Annotated in this window: 15 protein-coding genes and 1 pseudogene; 1 reads left to right on the forward strand and 15 read right to left on the reverse strand. The window is 33.2% G+C overall.

Translation table 11 applies throughout. The features are described 5' to 3' along the window. Positions 1 to 8: 8 nt before the first annotated feature. From CQZ94_RS21635 to CQZ94_RS21680, 10 genes are all read right to left on the reverse strand, one after another. A complete protein-coding gene (locus CQZ94_RS21635; protein ID WP_105587022.1) occupies positions 9 to 1,346 on the reverse strand; it encodes an acetyl-CoA carboxylase biotin carboxylase subunit in 1,338 nt (445 codons plus the stop codon). Between the two features lie 15 nt (positions 1,347 to 1,361). Next, entirely contained in the window at positions 1,362 to 2,507 is a 1,146-nt protein-coding gene (locus tag CQZ94_RS21640) for an acyl-CoA dehydrogenase (RefSeq protein WP_105587023.1), read from the reverse strand. Positions 2,508 to 2,721: 214 nt separating this feature from the next. Beyond that, positions 2,722 to 3,690 (reverse strand): YbgA family protein, encoded by a 969-nt coding sequence (locus tag CQZ94_RS21645; protein WP_105587024.1) that lies wholly within the window; start codon positions 3,688 to 3,690, stop codon positions 2,722 to 2,724. A gap of 4 nt (positions 3,691 to 3,694) precedes the next feature. Next, entirely contained in the window at positions 3,695 to 4,348 is a 654-nt protein-coding gene (locus CQZ94_RS21650; RefSeq protein WP_105587025.1) for a TetR/AcrR family transcriptional regulator, read from the reverse strand. 24 nt (positions 4,349 to 4,372) lie between these two features. Next, entirely contained in the window at positions 4,373 to 5,392 is a 1,020-nt protein-coding gene (locus CQZ94_RS21655) for an ABC transporter permease (RefSeq protein ID WP_105587026.1), read from the reverse strand. After that, entirely contained in the window at positions 5,389 to 6,114 is a 726-nt protein-coding gene (locus tag CQZ94_RS21660) for an ABC transporter ATP-binding protein (RefSeq protein ID WP_105587027.1), read from the reverse strand. Before CQZ94_RS21660 ends, CQZ94_RS21655 begins: the two co-directional genes overlap by 4 nt. A gap of 184 nt (positions 6,115 to 6,298) precedes the next feature. After that, positions 6,299 to 6,550, reverse strand: coding sequence for a hypothetical protein (locus CQZ94_RS21665; RefSeq protein WP_002017002.1), 252 nt, complete (start codon positions 6,548 to 6,550; stop codon positions 6,299 to 6,301). Positions 6,551 to 6,765: 215 nt separating this feature from the next. Beyond that, the gene (locus CQZ94_RS21670; RefSeq protein ID WP_105587028.1) at positions 6,766 to 7,608 is read right to left on the reverse strand and encodes a metallophosphoesterase; all 843 of its coding nucleotides are present in this window, start codon (positions 7,606 to 7,608) and stop codon (positions 6,766 to 6,768) included. Between the two features lie 265 nt (positions 7,609 to 7,873). Beyond that, the gene (gene bla / locus CQZ94_RS21675; RefSeq protein WP_374954554.1) at positions 7,874 to 8,800 is read right to left on the reverse strand and encodes a class A beta-lactamase Bla1; all 927 of its coding nucleotides are present in this window, start codon (positions 8,798 to 8,800) and stop codon (positions 7,874 to 7,876) included. A gap of 282 nt (positions 8,801 to 9,082) precedes the next feature. Next, the gene (locus CQZ94_RS21680; RefSeq protein WP_105587029.1) at positions 9,083 to 11,218 is read right to left on the reverse strand and encodes a peptidoglycan D,D-transpeptidase FtsI family protein; all 2,136 of its coding nucleotides are present in this window, start codon (positions 11,216 to 11,218) and stop codon (positions 9,083 to 9,085) included. Positions 11,219 to 11,620: 402 nt separating this feature from the next. On the opposite strand from CQZ94_RS21680, the gene CQZ94_RS21685 reads away from it, so the two are divergent. After that, positions 11,621 to 13,381: a peptidoglycan D,D-transpeptidase FtsI family protein gene (locus CQZ94_RS21685; RefSeq protein WP_105587030.1), complete on the forward strand. Its 1,761-nt coding sequence runs from the start codon at positions 11,621 to 11,623 to the stop codon at positions 13,379 to 13,381. A 10-nt stretch (positions 13,382 to 13,391) separates the two neighbouring features. Here the strand turns inward: CQZ94_RS21685 and CQZ94_RS21690 are convergent, their stop codons facing one another. The 5 genes and pseudogenes from CQZ94_RS21690 to CQZ94_RS21710 all read right to left on the reverse strand — a co-directional run bounded on the left by CQZ94_RS21690 (position 13,392) and on the right by CQZ94_RS21710 (position 18,341). Then, the gene (locus CQZ94_RS21690) at positions 13,392 to 14,219 is read right to left on the reverse strand and encodes an SH3 domain-containing protein (protein ID WP_142395897.1); all 828 of its coding nucleotides are present in this window, start codon (positions 14,217 to 14,219) and stop codon (positions 13,392 to 13,394) included. Next, complete coding sequence (locus CQZ94_RS21695; protein ID WP_142395898.1) at positions 14,209 to 14,742, reverse strand: RNA polymerase sigma factor; 534 nt, start codon at positions 14,740 to 14,742, stop codon at positions 14,209 to 14,211. Before CQZ94_RS21695 ends, CQZ94_RS21690 begins: the two co-directional genes overlap by 11 nt. A 216-nt stretch (positions 14,743 to 14,958) precedes the next feature. After that, on the reverse strand, positions 14,959 to 15,639 hold the full coding sequence (locus CQZ94_RS21700; protein ID WP_105587033.1) for a lipoprotein BA_5634 family protein: 681 nt from the start codon (positions 15,637 to 15,639) through the stop codon (positions 14,959 to 14,961). Positions 15,640 to 15,674: 35 nt separating this feature from the next. Continuing rightward, positions 15,675 to 17,596: pseudogene (locus CQZ94_RS21705) on the reverse strand (FtsX-like permease family protein). Further along, positions 17,571 to 18,341, reverse strand: coding sequence for an ABC transporter ATP-binding protein (locus tag CQZ94_RS21710; protein ID WP_105587034.1), 771 nt, complete (start codon positions 18,339 to 18,341; stop codon positions 17,571 to 17,573). Before CQZ94_RS21710 ends, CQZ94_RS21705 begins: the two are co-directional and overlap by 26 nt. Between the last annotated feature and the right edge of the window lie 13 nt (positions 18,342 to 18,354).

The following is an 18,354-nucleotide window of genomic DNA, read 5'->3' on the forward strand; positions in this document are numbered from 1 at the left end:
CATAAATCTTATTTTTTAACAAGTTGTTTCGTTACAAAACCCGTTGTATAAATACCACTTTTGAACACATCATCTTCCAATACTTGTAGTAGCATTGGTGTGTTTGTTTTAATACCTTCTACTTTTAACTCTTGCAACGCATCCTGTAATTTTGAAATCGCTTCTTCACGAGTTTCACCATGAGCGATTACTTTCGCAATCATTGGATCATAGAAAGGTGTAATCGTTACTTGATTCTCCAAAAAGTGATCAATACGTACATTTGTCGGTAAAATTAAATCTGTAATTTTCCCAGGTGATGGGAAGAATGTTTTCGGATCTTCTGCATAAATACGAGCCTCAATGGCATGACCACTACGTTTTACATCATCTTGTGTAAATGATAGCTTCTCACCATATGCGATAAGAAGTTGTTGTTCAACAAGGTCTAAACCAGTAATTTCTTCCGTAACTGGATGTTCTACTTGTAATCTCGTATTCATTTCTAAGAAATAGAAGTTTTTCTGATCATCTACAAGAAACTCAACTGTACCTGCATTTGTATAACCAAGTGCTTTAGCAGCTTGTACAGCAACTTCTCCCATAGCTTTTCGTGTACCTTCATCTAAAAATGGTGAAGGTGCTTCTTCAATTACTTTTTGATTTCGGCGCTGCACTGAACATTCGCGTTCCCATAAATACACTGTATTACCATGTGTATCTGCTAAAAGCTGAATTTCAATATGGTGTGCATCTGCTATATAGCGCTCTAAATACATTTCTCCGTTACCAAAGAAATTTTGCGCTCTTGTTTTATTACTTTCAAATGCTTTGGTGAGCGTTTGCTCAGTTTCCATCAACTGCATTCCAATGCCTCCGCCACCCGCGGATGCCTTAAGCATTAATGGATAACCAATTTGTTTTGCAATTTCAATTGCTTCTTCAGCAGTTTCAATATTTGTAGTAATGCCTGGAACTACTGGCACATCTGCTGCTTGCATCGCTATACGTGACTCAATTTTACTTCCCATTTTAGTAATAATTTCTTCTGAAGGACCGATAAATACGATTCCTTCTTCTTTACAGCGAATCGGAAAAGATGGATTCTCTGATAATAATCCGTACCCCGGATGGATTGCTTCAGCATTTGTCTTCTTAGCTATTTCAATAATTTTTTCAAGGTTTAAATAGCTTTCTTGGACACGTGGACCGCCTACTAAGTAAGCTTCATTTGCCAATTTCACATGAAGGGCATTTTCATCAGCCTCAGAATAAATAGCAACGGTACGAATGCCAAGTTTTTGACAAGTTTTCATAATACGAACTGCGATTTCCCCGCGATTAGCAATTAATATTTTTTGAAACATAGTGACTCCTCCTTTTTATCTACATCCTAAATGTCTTGCAATTACGAGACGTTGAATTTCAGAAGTTCCTTCACCAATTTCTAAAAGTTTTGCATCACGAATATATCGTTCAACTTCATATTCACGCATATAGCCATATCCACCATGAATTTGTACTGCATGATTCGCAATACGACTAGCTGCTTCAGATGCAAACAATTTTGCCATAGCCGCTTCTTTACCGAAAGGTTTATCGTTATCTTTTAACCAAGCTGCTTTATGTACTAAATTACGAGCTAATTCCACTTCAGTCGCCATATCAGCCAATTTAAATTGAATCGCTTGGAAATTAGAAATCGTTTTTCCAAATTGTTGACGTTCTTTCGCATATTGCAATGCACGTTCAAATGCAGATTGTGCAATACCTACTGCTAATGCTGCGATTGAAATACGTCCTCCATCAAGTGTATATAAGAATTGTTTAAATCCTTTATTTACATCACCAAGTATATTTTCTTTCGGTACACGCACACCATCAAGTACGATTTCACAAGTATTAGAAGCTCGAACACCCATCTTATCGTACGGACTTGAGATCGTTAATCCTTCACTAGTAGTCGGTACAATAAATGCAGAAATACGTTTCTTACCATTGTCTTCAAAACCGTTGATAGCGGTTACAATAATTGTATTTGCATACTCTGCATTTGTGATCCAACACTTTTCGCCACTAATTACATATTCATCGCCATCTAATATTGCTTTCGTTTGTGTGCCTCCTGCATCAGATCCAGCGTTCGGCTCTGTTAATCCGAAGGCACCTAATGTTTTACCTGACGCCATTGGAACTAAATACTTTTGTTTTTGTTCTTCTGTACCGAAATAATAAATTGGAGAAGCACCTAATGAAATTGTTGCAGCATAGCTTAAACCAGTACCACCACAAGCACGACCAATTTCTTCAACTGCTAACGCGTACGATAACGTATCGCCACCTGAACCTCCATACTCTTCTGGGAATGGGATGCCTAATAATCCTAGTTCGCCCATTTTTTGAAATGTTTCATATGGAAACTCTGCAGTTTTGTCATAATACACAGCTTTCGGTGCGATTTCCTTTTCAGCAAAGTCACGTACCATTTCTTTAATCATTTGTTTTTCGCGAGTTAGAGTAAATTCCATTCCGCTACACACCCCTTATCGAATATTGAGTTTCGACAGCGTGCGAGTTTCTACTACAAACATTACTTCTTAAAAGAAACGAATATTAGTTAGACAATTGCTATAATTCTGTCATAACTTAATTTTAAAACAGATTCTGTACCAATGCACAAAAAAAAACCTACATTGTTCTACAACAACATAGGGGTTTTTGTCGAATTATGTATCAAAATGTTTAATAATCTCTACCTTTTCCCGAATCAGAAATTTCTACTAAAGCTTCAGGGTATGGTTCAAAATATGTTTGTCTTAATAAGTACTTTTCATCAAATCGAATGGCCCATGTTTTTAAAATTACAAGTAAACTACTAAGTGGGATTTTCTTTTCAGAATACTTCTGTAACAGCTCTAAAAAATGAACTTTTTCTTGTTTTTTTAGCTTTGTTTTAAAATATCCGAAAATGTGCTCACATACATTTACATTCGATGTATAGCGGGGCGCGTGCATAAATAATTCATATAAAGTCTTCTCATAGTTATCAAATACAACTTCAATCGTTTCATTTTTTTGATTTGCAATAATACGCCCTAATTCTTTTTGTTTCACCTGATTATATGCCATAAATAAATACTTATAATCTGATTGAAACGCTACGAGTTCTTTCATATTTTTAGTATGTTTAATCATTTTGTAATGCGCGATTGTAAACAATCTTGTAAAGAAATGCTCTCTAATAATAAAATTCGACAATCTACCTTCTTCTTCAATTGGAAGATGCGAAAAATTTTTTATTACTGCTCCGCCAAATAATCCAGTTCCTTTTCCTTTTACTGGTCCTTTTTCAAAACCAGAATAGATTTTCACATCACGAGTTCCGCAACTTGGCGAACGATTCTTCAAAATAAAACCGTCAACTTCAGATAATGTTTGTAAAAACTCATTTGAAAATTGTTCCATTTTTTTAGTTACGTCTTCTCGTGTTGACGGTTGCACAAGCCTATTCGTACCATTTTTTTCTACAATTCGTATCGTTTCACGGGGAGTCCCTAAACCAATTTCTACTTCAGGACATACTGGTATAAATGTAACATATGGCTTTAAATTTCGAATTGTTATATCTGGAACCCTCTCTCCATTATACCTACAGGCATCAAATTCTAAGCATTTACTTACAACAATTTTAGGTTTAGCAAATTGTCGCATCACATTACCTCCGTGGCGTTAGTCCATACAATATAAATTGAATCGTATTTTCAATTTCCACTTCATCGTCCCATTTCTCTTCAGGTAATAATAAGAACCTCGTTAAGAGTAACCCTAGTACAGCTGATAAAGTAAGACGTAATACGGAAGATGGTGGAAGTTTAATAATTTCTCCTTCATCTTGAAACTTTGCAATCAACTTTTTAAAATGTACAAGCAGTTCTGTTTCTATTAATTGTTGTATTTCACTTTTTAGTTCAGGCTGAAATGGTACTTCTTGAATTAATATTTTTATCATTGGAAAGTGCTTTTTAGCAAATTCAAATCTATTTTGAATTATTACTCTTAAAAGCACTTCATACGATTCATAATCTGTTTTAAATATTTCTTTTGCAAAGGCTTGTACGAAAAATGGTGCAGCAAACTTTGTTAAGGTCGGCATCACGACTGCAAACAATAAATCTTTTTTCGTTTTATAGTAGCGGAAGATTGTTCCTTCCGCTACACCAGCTCTCTTTGCAATTTCACTTGTTGAAGTTGAGGCGTATCCTTTTTCTCCAAACATATCAACAGCCGCCTCTAATATACGCATTTGACGTTCATTACGTTTATCAGTATCCGTTGCGGCAACTAATTCTTCCAGCCAATCCTTCTTCATTTATAATGCTCCTTTTTGTCGTCATTATATTTTGCGATGTTTCTTTAAAGCAAATACATTTCCTACTGCAAATAATAGTGAAAAAAGAAGTAAAACAGTAAGATCTAAAGCAATTTCTGCAAACCCTTGATTCCGAATCATTACTTGCCTCATAGCGTCGGCACCATATGTGAGTGGAAATAATTTACCTAACATTTGTAACCATGTATTCATGGATTCCATTGGAAACAACCCAGAAAAGAAGACTTGTGGCACGATAACAAGCGGTATAAACTGAATCATTTGAAATTCATTATTTGCGTATGCCGATAAAAATGTGCCTAATGTTAGTGCAGTTAAAGAAAGCATACATGTAATAAGTAGCGTTAGCCATATTGAGCCAGCTACATATAAATCTAAAATATAAACTGAAAAACTTACAATTATAATAGATTGTATAAATGCAAAGATTCCAAAACCAATAATATATCCTACAACTATTTCCCATCTTCTCACTGGTGTGGACAATAATCTCTCTAATGTACCACTTAAACGTTCTCTTACGAAAGAAACTCCGGACAATATAAATACAAAGAAAAATGTAAAGAAACCAATTAATACGGGACCAAGCCCATCGAACATCGTAATGTCTTTAGAGCCATGTAAATAATCCACTTCAGGCTTCATCATTGATACATCATTCTTCTCTGTACTCTTTTGCAATACTTGAAGTACCGCACGATTTTTTGATGAATCACTGCCTTCTAATAGAAGATTCATTTTTCCATTCTCTAAATGAATTACTGCATCTACCTTTTGTTTTTCTAACTCCGAAATTGCTTTGTCTTTACTATATTCGTAAATTGACACTTCTTGATTTTTCATTACTTTTACTATAGGAGCAGGCACATCGACTACAGCAATATGCGGTATATAGTCTTTTTGTGTAAATACTAGCGACAATAACCAAAGTAATAACATTGGTGCCCCAAACATCATTGCTAAAGAACGCTTATCTCGAAAAAATTGACGAATGATACGAATGACTACACCATTAACTCTCATGATTCAATCACTCCTTCTAACATAAAGACATCTTCAATTCGTCCAGAAGATGTTTGTTTTTTCAATTCCTCCGGTGTGCCCATCGCAACCAAATTCCCTTCTCTAATTAGCCCTAGACGTTCGCAAAACTCAGCTTCATCCATAATGTGCGTTGTTACAATAATAGTTGTTCCTTTCTTTTTAAGGTCATAAAACTTCTCCCAAATCGATTTTCGAAGTAGAGGATCTATCCCAACTGTTGGCTCATCTAAAATTAATATTTCTGGTTCATGAAGGAGTGCTATCGCCAATGATAAACGTTTTTTCATTCCACCTGAAAAATGCTGTACTTGCTTTTTCATATGCACTGATAATTGTACAAGTTCAAAAGCTTCTTCGATTCTCTCTTTCTTACGCTTACCTTTTAACCCATACATCGTTGCAATAAAATCTGCATTTTCATATGCTGATAGTTCTTCGTATAATGCATCAGCCTGAGCCATATAACCAATTCTTTTCATTTCATTTAAATTAGGCATGTTTGTATTAAAAACAATGACATCCCCTGTAGTTGACTCATTAATACCTGCAATCATTTTAATGAGTGTTGTTTTCCCTGATCCGGAAGGTCCAACCAAGCCAAAAATTTCTGCTTTTTCTACTTGCATTGAAAGGTTATGCAAAACTTCTTTTTTCCCAAAACTTTTTGATACATCTCGTAAAATAATTGAAGGTTGTTGCACTAAAAATCCCCCTTTTCTTTAAAATGAGTGAGTACTCACTTTTATTTTACTCTCGAGTTATTATATGTCAAACAATACTAATAAATATTTTTTCTGTTACTTATTAAAACAATGAAACAGAGTCGACATTAGAATATCTTTTCTTAAAGTCGACTCTGTTTCATTGTAAATTATTCGATTTTTGTTATGTTTTTAAATTTAAATACCTTCTAATTCTAGCAACATCTAAAGAATATTCGATAACTATTTGCTGTATTGGTAATATAACCGTTTCCGGATATAAATGTGCATATTGTAACGTTTCTGCATACTTTTCTAACCGTTTTTCTAAATACTTTACAATTTGCTCAGGATGACTTACTAATAAAGACGTACTATAATAATGAATTTGCTCCTCGATCGCCGTATATTCTTCAATTTCAAATTCTTTATGCATTTGTACACCCCTTTATATTGTTAATATCGTTTAATAATAACTATTTTAACTCGACTAATTTTTAATTTTTTGATTATTTAAACTATAACAAAATCAATAGGTCAAATTTTGTTACTTTATGTAACGTTGAAAAATTTTAACAAAATTGTAATAGAAACTTGTACTGAAGAAAAACTCCCTTTAAATTATTCCCCTGAACAAAAAAGCCGTACAGATTAATTTAACTGCACGACTACAATCTCAGGTCTATTAAAAACTCTTTGCGGAATGATACTATTGCCTAATCCTCTACTAACTATCATAGACGTATTTTGTTTTTCATATAAACCCGCTGTATATTTTGGCAGTATTCCTTGACTAGGAGCAACTAATCCCCCGATAAAAGGTAACCGAACTTGTCCCCCATGTGCATGACCCGATAAAACTAAATCTACTTGCTCGTCAGCATACTCTTCTAAAAATTCAGGCCTATGAGATAGCAATACCTTATATCCATCTGATTGCGTTTTATCCTTTGCTTTTTCAATTTCAGCTTTTATAATACTTCCTTCGTCACGGTTTTCATTAGTAAAATCAGGATCATCAATACCTAGTAAGTATATTTCTTGCTCACCTTTTTGAATACTTGCATGCTCATTTCTTAAAACAGTAACATTGTATTTCTTCAATTTTTTCTCCAAACTGTTATATTTCCCTGACCACTGCTCATGATTCCCTGTCACAAAATATACTGGATACTCCGTCACAAGTTCTCGTATTACTTGCAAACTAATTTCTGCATCATATGATTTACTGTCAATTAAATCACCGGTAATAACAATGATATCAGGATTCAAGTTTTTTACTTTTTTAATTAAAACGTCTTGATTTTTACCAAATTTTTTATTATGTAGATCTGAAAGTTGAAGGATTTTAAACCCTTTAAAAGAGGAAGGGATTTTACTAGATGTTATATTAATTTCACTTACACTTATTAAATTGTTCTGCAAATATGAAAATATACTAATACCAACTATTGTACTAATAATCAAAATGAATCTATTAATATTTTTTTTCATAGTTTCTCCTTTTTATTTTCATAAAACACTTATATATTTGAACTAAATTATATTATACTTTTTTGAAATTGTTTATGTTAATAAAATAATTCAGTACATGAAATTTTCATTCCGGATACGTAATATATGTTCGTTATATTCTTACTTTTATCCTTTTAATTATAATTATACAAAAAAAACGATTCTTTTCACACGAAAAAGAATCGTTTTCTAATTTTATACTTTTAATAACATTAGATAAAGAAATGAAAAAACTGAAAGATTATCACTTAAGAGCATTAACTATAACTTCAGCAGCCTCTGCAATTAGTTGATTATCATAGGTAGCCTCTTTCTCATCTTTACTGGATAAAATTGCGATGATAATGGGTGCTCTATTAGGCGGCCAAACGATAGCAATATCATTTCGTGTCCCATAACTTCCAGCTCCAGATTTATCTCCAACTTCCCAGTCAGTTGGTACGCCTGCACGAATAAGTTTGTCTCCAGTAGCATTTCCTTTCATCCACTCTGTAAGAATTTTACGTTTATCAGCTGGAAGCGCATTTCCTACCGTAAAAGCCTTAAGATTCGTAGCAATTGCTTTTGCTGTACTAGTGTCACGAATGTCTCCTGGAATAGCCTCGTTTAACTCTGTCTCAAAGCGATCAGCCATAGTAACCCGATCACCCATCTGTCTAAGCGCTTTTTCATATCCCTTGGGTCCGCCTATTTTATTAAATAAAATGTTCCCTGCAGTATTATCACTGGAACGAACAGCAGCCTCAGCAATTTCTCCTAGTGCCATTCCGGTATCTACATGTTTCTCTGTAACAGGTGAATATTCCACTAAGTCGTCTTTCGTATAAGTGATAACTTCATTTAATTTCTCAATTGAGTTTTGCTGTAGCAATACTCCTGCCGCTAATGCCTTGTAGGTTGATGCAAAGGCAAATCTTTCGTTAGGTCGATAAGCAATTGTTCGATTTGTACCAGTATCAATAGCATACACACCTAATCGAGCATCAAATTTTTTCTCAAGTTGAGAGAATTCTTTATACGTCGCATGATTTTTATGTTTAACTGGTTCGGTCTTTTCTTTCGCTTCAACTTGCAATGCCCCTCCTGCAAAAGCTTCTAGGCTTGTAAGACTTAAACCTAATATACCAACGCATATTCCTATTTTTAGCATCCTCTTGTTGTTCAAAATCATCATTCCTTTCAAACTTTCAATACTGAAAACAAGTAGTAAATTCAATACACTGTATCCTATTTGAACACCTGTTTTTATACGTACACATATTAGACCATCTAAGAAACAAGTTTGTTCCATAAATTTAAAACCTTTTTAACTAGTAGCCAAGATATTAACAAAAATAAGAGATAGCAACTATGATAGCTGCTATCTCTTATTTCAAATCTTCCTTTTTCTTTAACTTATAAAGGCTTTTATATAAACAGGGTTTCTTCCCCTGAGAAAAGTGCACAAATTTTACTAATTTTGATTCGAACTATCTGTACTAGCAGCTTCACCATGTATACGTTGCTTTTTTAAATCAAAGTATACATCTAAAATTTCCTTTCCAATTATAGAATTAATTCCATTTTTATCATCATGAAGCCATGGGACTACTACAGAAAATGCTACTTCTGGATTATCATATGGAGCATATCCAACTAATGTTAAGTTGTAACATTCCATACGTTCTCCTTTTGCATTTCTACCAATTGGATCATCTCCACCATATACAGTTTGAGCTGTCCCTGTCTTTCCTGCTGGTTTATATGGAGCATTTTTGAAATACTTCACGCCAGTTCCATCACCTTCTTGGAATACCCATCTAAAGCCTTCTTTTATCCGATCAATATGTTCTTTCTTCATATCAACTCGATTTAATACGACAGGCTCTATAGAGCGTATAACTTTACCGACCTCTTCTTCTTTTATTGATTGCTCTCGTATTTCTTGTACAATTTGGGGTTGCATTCTATATACACCATTTGCAATAGTTGAAATATATTGTGCCAATTGCAATGGTGTATACGTATCATACTGACCGATAGAAAAATCTAATAAAAACCCAGGTTGACTATCTACTTTTCTCGTTTGTCCAGTTATTTCATTCGGTAAATCAATACCTGTTGGGACACCTAAACCAAATTGTTTAAAATAATAGCGCATCGTATCAAATGCTTCTTGTTTAATATCCAACGAACCATTTGGTACGTAATTAACTCCCGCAATTTTTAAAGCTGTCTGGAACATGTATACATTCGAAGATACTTGTAAAGCTCTTAAATCATTAATATTACCAAATCCGGATACATTCCATGATTTCTTGGCTTGTGTACCTTTAAATTTAATCGGTGCATCATAAAATTGATCTCCTGGCTGTATTGCCCCTGTCTCATATCCAGTTAATATCGTTGCGCCTTTTACAGCTGACCCTAGCTCATACGAAGTTGTCATGTTACCTAATGCCAAATCCTCAATCTCTATTTTCCCTTCTTTTTCTACAATCTTTTTGCCTGCCATAGATAAAATCTGTCCGTTATTTGGATTTGTCATGACGACAAACGCTCGGTCCAACAGTGGCTCTGAACTCTTAAAAGCTCTCAAATTTTTCTCTATACTTTCTTCCACTTTCTTTTGTAATTCCATATCAATCGTTAATGTTAAACTATTACCACTTTTTCCTTTAGAGATTATTTCTGTGTTTATAATGTTTCCTGTTTTATCAGTAATGTTTTTCACTTCTTCTTTTGTACCGTGTAATACATCTTCATATCGTTGTTCAATATAACTTTTTCCTACACGATCATTACGGTTATATCCACGTACCAAATAAGAATCTAAGTTTTCTTTCGGTAATCCTTCTTCACTACTTGTAATATTACCTAACACGGAACGAAATAAATTACCATTTACATAATTACGTTCCCAATCAACTGTTGCATCTACTCCTGGAAACTCCGCAAGGTTTTCACTTATCCGCGCATATTCTTGATCTGTCACATCTTTTTTAATAATTTGTGGTGTTAGTTGATAACCTGAACTCATTTTACTTTTAATAGCTAACACCTTTAAATCTTGTGCTGTTAATTCTGCCAATTCTACTTCTGTAACGCGACTTCGTCTTAAGTCTTGAATTTTTTTGTCTAGTTCTTTTCCCTCTATTCCCTTTTCTTTAAACTTTCCTATGTCTTTTTTAGTAATCTTTGATTCCGCACGTTTCGTATTCAATTGCATCCAGAAATCTTTTTTATCGATATCGGTTAACTTATTTATATCTTGTTCGGGCATTTCAAGTACTTTCGCCAATCCTTTTGCTGTTTTTAATATATCTTCACTCGTAATCCCCTTCACCCTTGTATACGTAATTGTGCGAAGAGATTTATTATTAACGACCGTTTTTCCTTCTCGATCTAGAATTTGTCCACGTGGAACTGGTATACTAGTTGTTTCATTTTGACTGTTTTCCACTTGGTTCTTATAAGCCTCTCCCTCAACGATTTGTACTTTTCCTAGCTGCATAATAATAGCTGAGAATAGTACAAATATGCAAAGGAACATTATATTTAATCGAATAGATATATATGTCTTCTGCTTCTTTTCTTTTTGTTTTTTCATAAATCCTCCATATAATTCTTCCGGAACTCCTCACTAATACTTAGTAAATAAATATACTAAATACGTTCCCTATATATTAGAAACCACCATTCAGTTATAAATAGTGTCTTATCTTTTTTTCTAAATCCTTGTAAGCTTCAATTTCTTTTGGTTTAGCCGCGTAATTGATAAATCTCCCTTCCTGTTTTTCTCTCTATTTTTTTGTCGCTTGCATTAGAAATGCTAAACTGTATAATGACTCATATTAAACTTACACATAGACTTGCTAGTAACTTTTCATACTGATTATTCCTTTCTTCATGCTGTAATACTTAATAGACAACCTAAGTAATAAAGTTGTTCCACATTTACAAAAAAAATAATTAACTATAAGATGAAATAGGCTACATAAGGGAGGGCTATATGTTACATACAAAAAGATGGAGATTTTTTGCGGTTCTTTCTATTGTAGGTTTGATTTTACTAATTTTATTAAAAATCAACTTCATTTCAATTACTATCGCAACTTCTTCAGCTGAAAGAGGAAAAATTTTTGATCAAAATGGTGTAATACTAGCTACAAATAAGAAAGTTAAGTCTCTATATTGCACTTCTAATGATGAAAAGCTATCGAATCAAGATACATCAAACACATTAGCTTTTTTCAATCAATTTTCAAGCGAGTTTCAACATGACATTTCTGCAGAGGACATAAAATCGCAATTACAACAATCTTGTAAAAAGCAGACTATGAATGATATACCGTTATACTCTGACATAAATGAGAATGAACTTACATTCATAAACAAGAACAAACCCAATCATGTAATAATCAAAGATGAATTAATTCGATATTATCCCAAACATGAAATTGGTTCACAGCTAATTGGGTATGTAGAAAATGACCTTAATTCTAAGTATGGACCTGTTGGAAAAAGTGGGATTGAGCTTCAATATGAAAATGATTTAAAAGGAAAATCAGGAAAAACTCTGATTTTTAAAATGAATAATAAAAAGTTCTTATGGAGCATTCAAAAAGTACAAAAAGGAAAAGATGTCCAGCTAGCTTTAGACTCTAAGTTGCAGCAAAAAACAGAGGAAGCATTAAGATCTCAAATTAAGAAAATACGTGATGCTAACGCTGGTTATGCTGTAGTGACCGATGTAAAAACTGGTGCAATTTTAACTATGGCCAACTCAGCAGTTTTTGATCCAAATACATTACATACACATGTATCATCTAAAAAAGAAAACATCAAATCATTGTCGCAAAATAAAGCAATTCAAAAATTAAAGTATGGTGAATCTTATGTAAATATGGCCTCTACTATAAAGCCACTTACTATTTTAATTGGATTAAACGAAAAGCTTTTTCAACCTGAAGATACTTATTTAGATAAAGGTACTTTTCAGTATGATAATCAAAATAACATTACTAATGCACCTGGAACGCCAACAGGTGAAATTACACCCAGCCAGGCTATCATTAATTCATCTAATACATTTATGACAGCAAAAGTAGCTCTACCCTTATTCAACCAAAATAATGGGAATATAGAAAAAGTAGCAAATATATGGACAGATTATTTAAAGCAATTCGGTCTTCGCTCTAAAACGGGTATTGATTTACCCTTTGAAGAAGACGGACAATATGAATTCCATCCATCTAATAAGTTTGAAAATGGGATCTCCGCTTTATTAAATGCCTCTTGGGGAGGAAATGAAGTGCATACTCCTCTTCAACTCGCTCAATATGCAGCAACTTTGGCAAGTAAAGGTGATAAATATAAGCCTCAAATCGTAAGTGCTATAATTGGTCGAGACGGTAAGGAAACAAAAAAGTTTAAACCAATTTTAGAAAGTTCAAATCGTTATCCCATGAAATTTTGGAGTGTCATGCAAGGTGGGATGAGTCAAAATATACAGGAGATTAAAAACTTGCCCTTTGATGTCGCAGGTAAAACGGGTATAACAGGTTCTCCGAATGAGCAAGAAAGAGTGATAAATCATTCTCTTTTCATTGCATATGCTCCTACCGAAGATCCACAAATTGCTATTTCTGTCGTTATTCCTGGTAACAATTCAGAAAAAAATATTGCCGCTCTCGTTACATCAGAAATTTTAGAGTCCTGGAATACTCTTCAAAAAGAAAATAAAAACAAAGAGGAAAGTTCATTAAAGTGAACCTTCCTCTTTACCATATAGAATCTATATTCGTTATTTTCCATTTACCTTCATCATTTTTTTCGAACATGAAAGAATATTTAATATCAGTTAAAACATACTCTTTTTGTACATATCCAGTATTACCGTTAATAGTCGATATTTTTATATATCCATCATTCTGCATTGTTTCCGGAATCCAAGCTTTTACCATTTCATTAGATACTTGATATAAAACTTGTGATTCTAGTTTTGGTTCAGCTAAAATTTTTGTTTTGTTTCCAATAACAGTTGCATATATATAATGTTCTTGCTTTGATTGATTACTTTCTGTCAATCCACTTGGTATTTTGTATACTTTCTTTGTATCATTTGCAAATTCTCCTCCCATTGTAAGAGCGACTTGCAACTCATGAAAAATATCCTCATCAAACTGCAATTCATCCTTCTTATACATACTCCCTTTAAATATAACTTCATCATTTAATGCTCTATACAAATCATTTTCATTTTTAGAATTTGTACTTCGATATAAGTCATTCATAAATTGTTTTAATGATGGATCTTGAGCAGATTCATCTTTTGTTTTAGGCTTAATTTGAGTACTACTTTGTACCGGTGATTTATTATCATCAAGCCAAGGTTGTTGAACAATAAAAAATAACATTGTACAAACCAAAACAACTACAATAGGCAATGCTTTTTTACGAAATGGTTTCTTGTATGTTACAGAATCTACTCCACTATTTTGGTATATCGATTGCTTTATTTTATAAATAAATTCTTCTTCATCTTTACGATGCTCCATTGGCCCATTTTTTAATTTGCTATACCAGTCGGGATTTTTTTTATTGTTCATCATTTCTACCCTCCCCTATTAATTTTGAAACCTTACTTCTCGCTCGGCTTAATCTAGATTTTACAGTTCCAATTGACACTCCTAATGTTTCAGCCATTTCTTCATAAGACAATTCATATTTTGCGTCCAATATTATTATTTCACGGTGTTTTTTAGGTAGTTTTAATACAACCTCCCACACATCATTCATTTCCTCTTGCTTAAAAAATTCTTGTTCCGCCGACAAAGATTGCTTATCGTCACTAAAAAATCCTATTAAAGAAATCCTTTTAAAATAGGAGGATTTCAAATAGTTTATTGCAGTATTTCTTGTAATTTTTAATATCCACGTTTTAATAGATGACTCTTTTCGAAATGAATGCCAATGTTTAAAAACCTTTATAAATACATCTTGCGTGATGTCATCTGATAAGTGCGGATCTTTCGTAATAATAAATGAATAATTCCATACATCCTGCCAATAGTCTTTTATAACATAGTCAAGCTCATCATGATTACATTTTTCAATAAACTTCTGTTCCATTTCCACACCTCAAACTTATTTGAATAAACATAAAACTGCCCTCACTTTTATTATGGTTTCAATATATAGACATGATGCAAGTTTCATTTGTTCCATTAATAATCTTTTTTCGATAGAAAACTCTTTCTTAAAAAATGTAAAAGTGGGAGATATAATGAAAAAACCAGGATAAATTCTTAAAATTATCCTGGTTTTTCTGTATTAAATATGTTTTCACTATTTATTTATAATAGAAACCGCATCTAATGCATCTACTTGACTCCCCATAGTTTTAGTGAGTTTTTTCCATTCGGTTTCTGCTTGTACAGCTTTTACATCATCTGCATTGTAGGGCCTATCTTCACCATACGATTTATTGAAATGAAGAATCTCCATTGATGTTTCATTTACAGGAATTTGATTGAATGTAGCTTTGTCTACAATTACAATCAGCTCCTCATAATCTGAATTACGATAGTGACCGAACCAAGTATCGCTAGCATACTGAACATCTATTTTCTTATCACCAATTGTTAATTCCTTCATTTTATCATTTTTCTTACTAGCTAGTAATACAGCTTTACCTTTTGGAACTGAAGGTAATGACTTTATTGAATCTGAACTCCATACTTCATTATCATTATCTGATTCTCTCAACACACCTATCTCAACCATTTTCTCTGCAGTTTTTTGATCCAGAATTAATAGTTGTTTGCCACCAGTTTCTGCTTTTTTCACTTTATATAAAGTGTTGGTCTTAATTTCACTTTTATGTTGACTTACTATTTCTTTTAATGATTGTTCTTCCCCAATCAATAAAGCGGCATTCCTTGGCTCTTCTTTCTTTCCAAAAGAACAAGCTCCTAACATAGAAATAGATACAATTCCTGCCATACACATTTTCATTACTTTTTTCATTTCTCTTTCTCCTCTTTGCTTGTTTTATCAATACGCTACATGATTTTTTTATATAACCGTTGTAAATAACGCCAACGAACAGTGAAAAAGTACACACTTTGAATGGATATAAAGGCTAGTATAATTAAAATGGACATCTTTAAAATAGAGAAGTCAATTAACTGCTGTAAGGCTATAAAAGCGACACCACTATGAATAATCGCTATAATTAAAGGCAAGAAGAACATTAACATAAGCTGACGCGTTACAATTTTCTTTAGCTCTCTTCTACTTAGACCAACCTTTGCAATCATTTCATATTGTTGTTGTTCCCTTTCTAAATCTGCATATAGTCGGAAATATAATAGGCTGGCTGCAAACGTAAAGAATACGATACCTACTAATACACTGACGATAAGTAAAATACCGTTCTTTTGTTTCGAAGAAATCCATTCAGAATACAATGCTTCAAAATAATAATGTGCTTCCGCCAAATTATTATTACCCATTGTTGCTTCTAATTTTTTTGTAACTGCTCTTGATTTTTCCCAATTTTCCACGACAAAACCATATTGACTTTTCATTACGTAAGAATCATCTTCCGTTTTTCTATTCGGAATTTTATCGTACAAAGAATCCGAAACAACAATAATAGCTCCAATTGTATTTGGGAGAACTAAATATGGGACTGCCTTCTTGACCTGAAGAGCCATCTCCAAGTTTTCCTGTACCACATCTATTTTCTCAGGTATATCTTTTCCTCTTGCGAAACTATGGATGGCACAATGATCGCTTCTTGATCATTGTCTAACTTTTCCATTTCATATCCGAAGATTTTTGCAAACTTGTTATACTCTGATACTTTGATTAACACTAAATTATTTTCCGTGAATTTAGGATTCGTAACCGCTACCTGATAAGAGAAATTTGAGCGAGTGAGTTGTTTTTTTATTTCTGTAATGTGCTCTTCTTCTTGTTGATTCTCTCCTAACGAGGTATAGGTAAATGCAAATGGGTTTGTCATTTCGGTTAATCCCTTATTCCCCATTGCTAGGCATGTACCAATCCCTGTGAAGGCCACAGCGGAAACGATCGCTAGCATAAAGAACATAGTTGCATTATCCTTCATACGATAGGCCAATTCAGATATAGTAAGAATGTTTGTTTTATTAAAAAACACTTTGTCCCTTTTCTTCAAGACGCGTATTACATACACGCTCAACTGAGAAAATAGAAAATACGTCCCTATCACTACAAGGACTACCCCTCCAAGTAAGTAAGGCATAATGAAGTTTCTTTCTAGTACGAAATAGAATACACATCCATACCCTAATCCAATGAAGATTACGGAAAGGAATGCTAATCCTTTTGATGCCTTCGGCTCTGGTTTTGGCTTTTCCTCTGATTTCATCAAATCAATCAACTTGTTTCCTTTTACCATCTTAGAAGTAAACAACGAAATGACTAGAAACAGAGTCAAAAATGCGCCAGTTGTCATAAATACAGCTTTTATAGGAACATAAAAAGGAAGTCCCTTATCCATCGCTAATATATTTTCACTTGCTAATAAATTGAGCTTTGCAAATATCAATCCAATTAAGATACCAAACATAATAGATGCGATTCCAATTAACATATTTTCTAAAAAAATTAATTTATTTAACTGCGCCGGTGTCATACCATGCATAATTAAAATTCCAAATTCTTTTTTTCTTGTTTTTAAAAAAGAACTTACCGAATATAAAAGAAAGAAGAATGAAAATACAAAAATGAGATATTGAGATATTTGCATCCCCATTGTTCCTAATAGACTCATTGTTTTACTTGTGGAGACTAGTTCTCCTTGTAAATCAGGATGGAAAAGTAAGAGTGAATATGTAAAAAAAACCATAACTGAAAATGAGCTACTTAGAAAGTGTGCAGCATAAGTCCGCTTACTTCGAATGATATTATTAAAAGCGAATCTTTGAAAAGTCATGCTTACGACCTCCTAGTAATGCAAGTACATCTATAATTTTTTGATAAAACATTTGTTGATTTTCTCCATTATAAATTTCGTTATACAATTTTCCGTCTTTAATAAATACAACACGATCACAAAAACTTGCAGCCACTGGATCGTGCGTAACAAGCATCATTGTTGCATCTTGCTCTTTATTTAATCGTTTTAATAACTCCATTACATCATTAGCCGCTTTTGAATCTAAGTTTCCCGTCGGTTCATCTGCTAGTAGTAATTTGGGTTTATGAATTAGAGCGCGTGCAATGGCTGTTCTTTGTGCTTGTCCACCCGATATTTCATATGTTCGTTTATTTAATATATCTTGAATGCCTAATTTTTCTGCAATACCATCTACCTGCTGATTCATTTCCTCAACTTTAGTACCATCTAACGTCAGAGGAAGAACAATATTTTCTTTTACAGTTAATGTTGTAAGAAGATTGAATGCTTGAAACACAAAACCTAATTCACGTCTTCGAAATAATGCCAGTTCATTTTGAGATAATTGATATGGATTTTCTCCATTAATCAATATTTCTCCTGATGTGGGAGAATCAATAGTAGAAACCATATTCAACAAAGTAGTTTTTCCACTTCCTGATGGACCCATTATTCCTACAAACTCCCCTTTTGTTACACTCAAATTAATGTCGGAGAGTGCTTCATAAGATACCTTTCCTGTATAGATTTTACTCAGTTCACAGACCTTTAATATTTCCATATCATTTTGCTCC

It is taken from the genome of Bacillus sp. MYb209 (genome assembly GCF_002975175.1).
In the GTDB taxonomy this organism is placed as follows: Bacteria; Bacillota; Bacilli; order Bacillales; family Bacillaceae_G; genus Bacillus_A.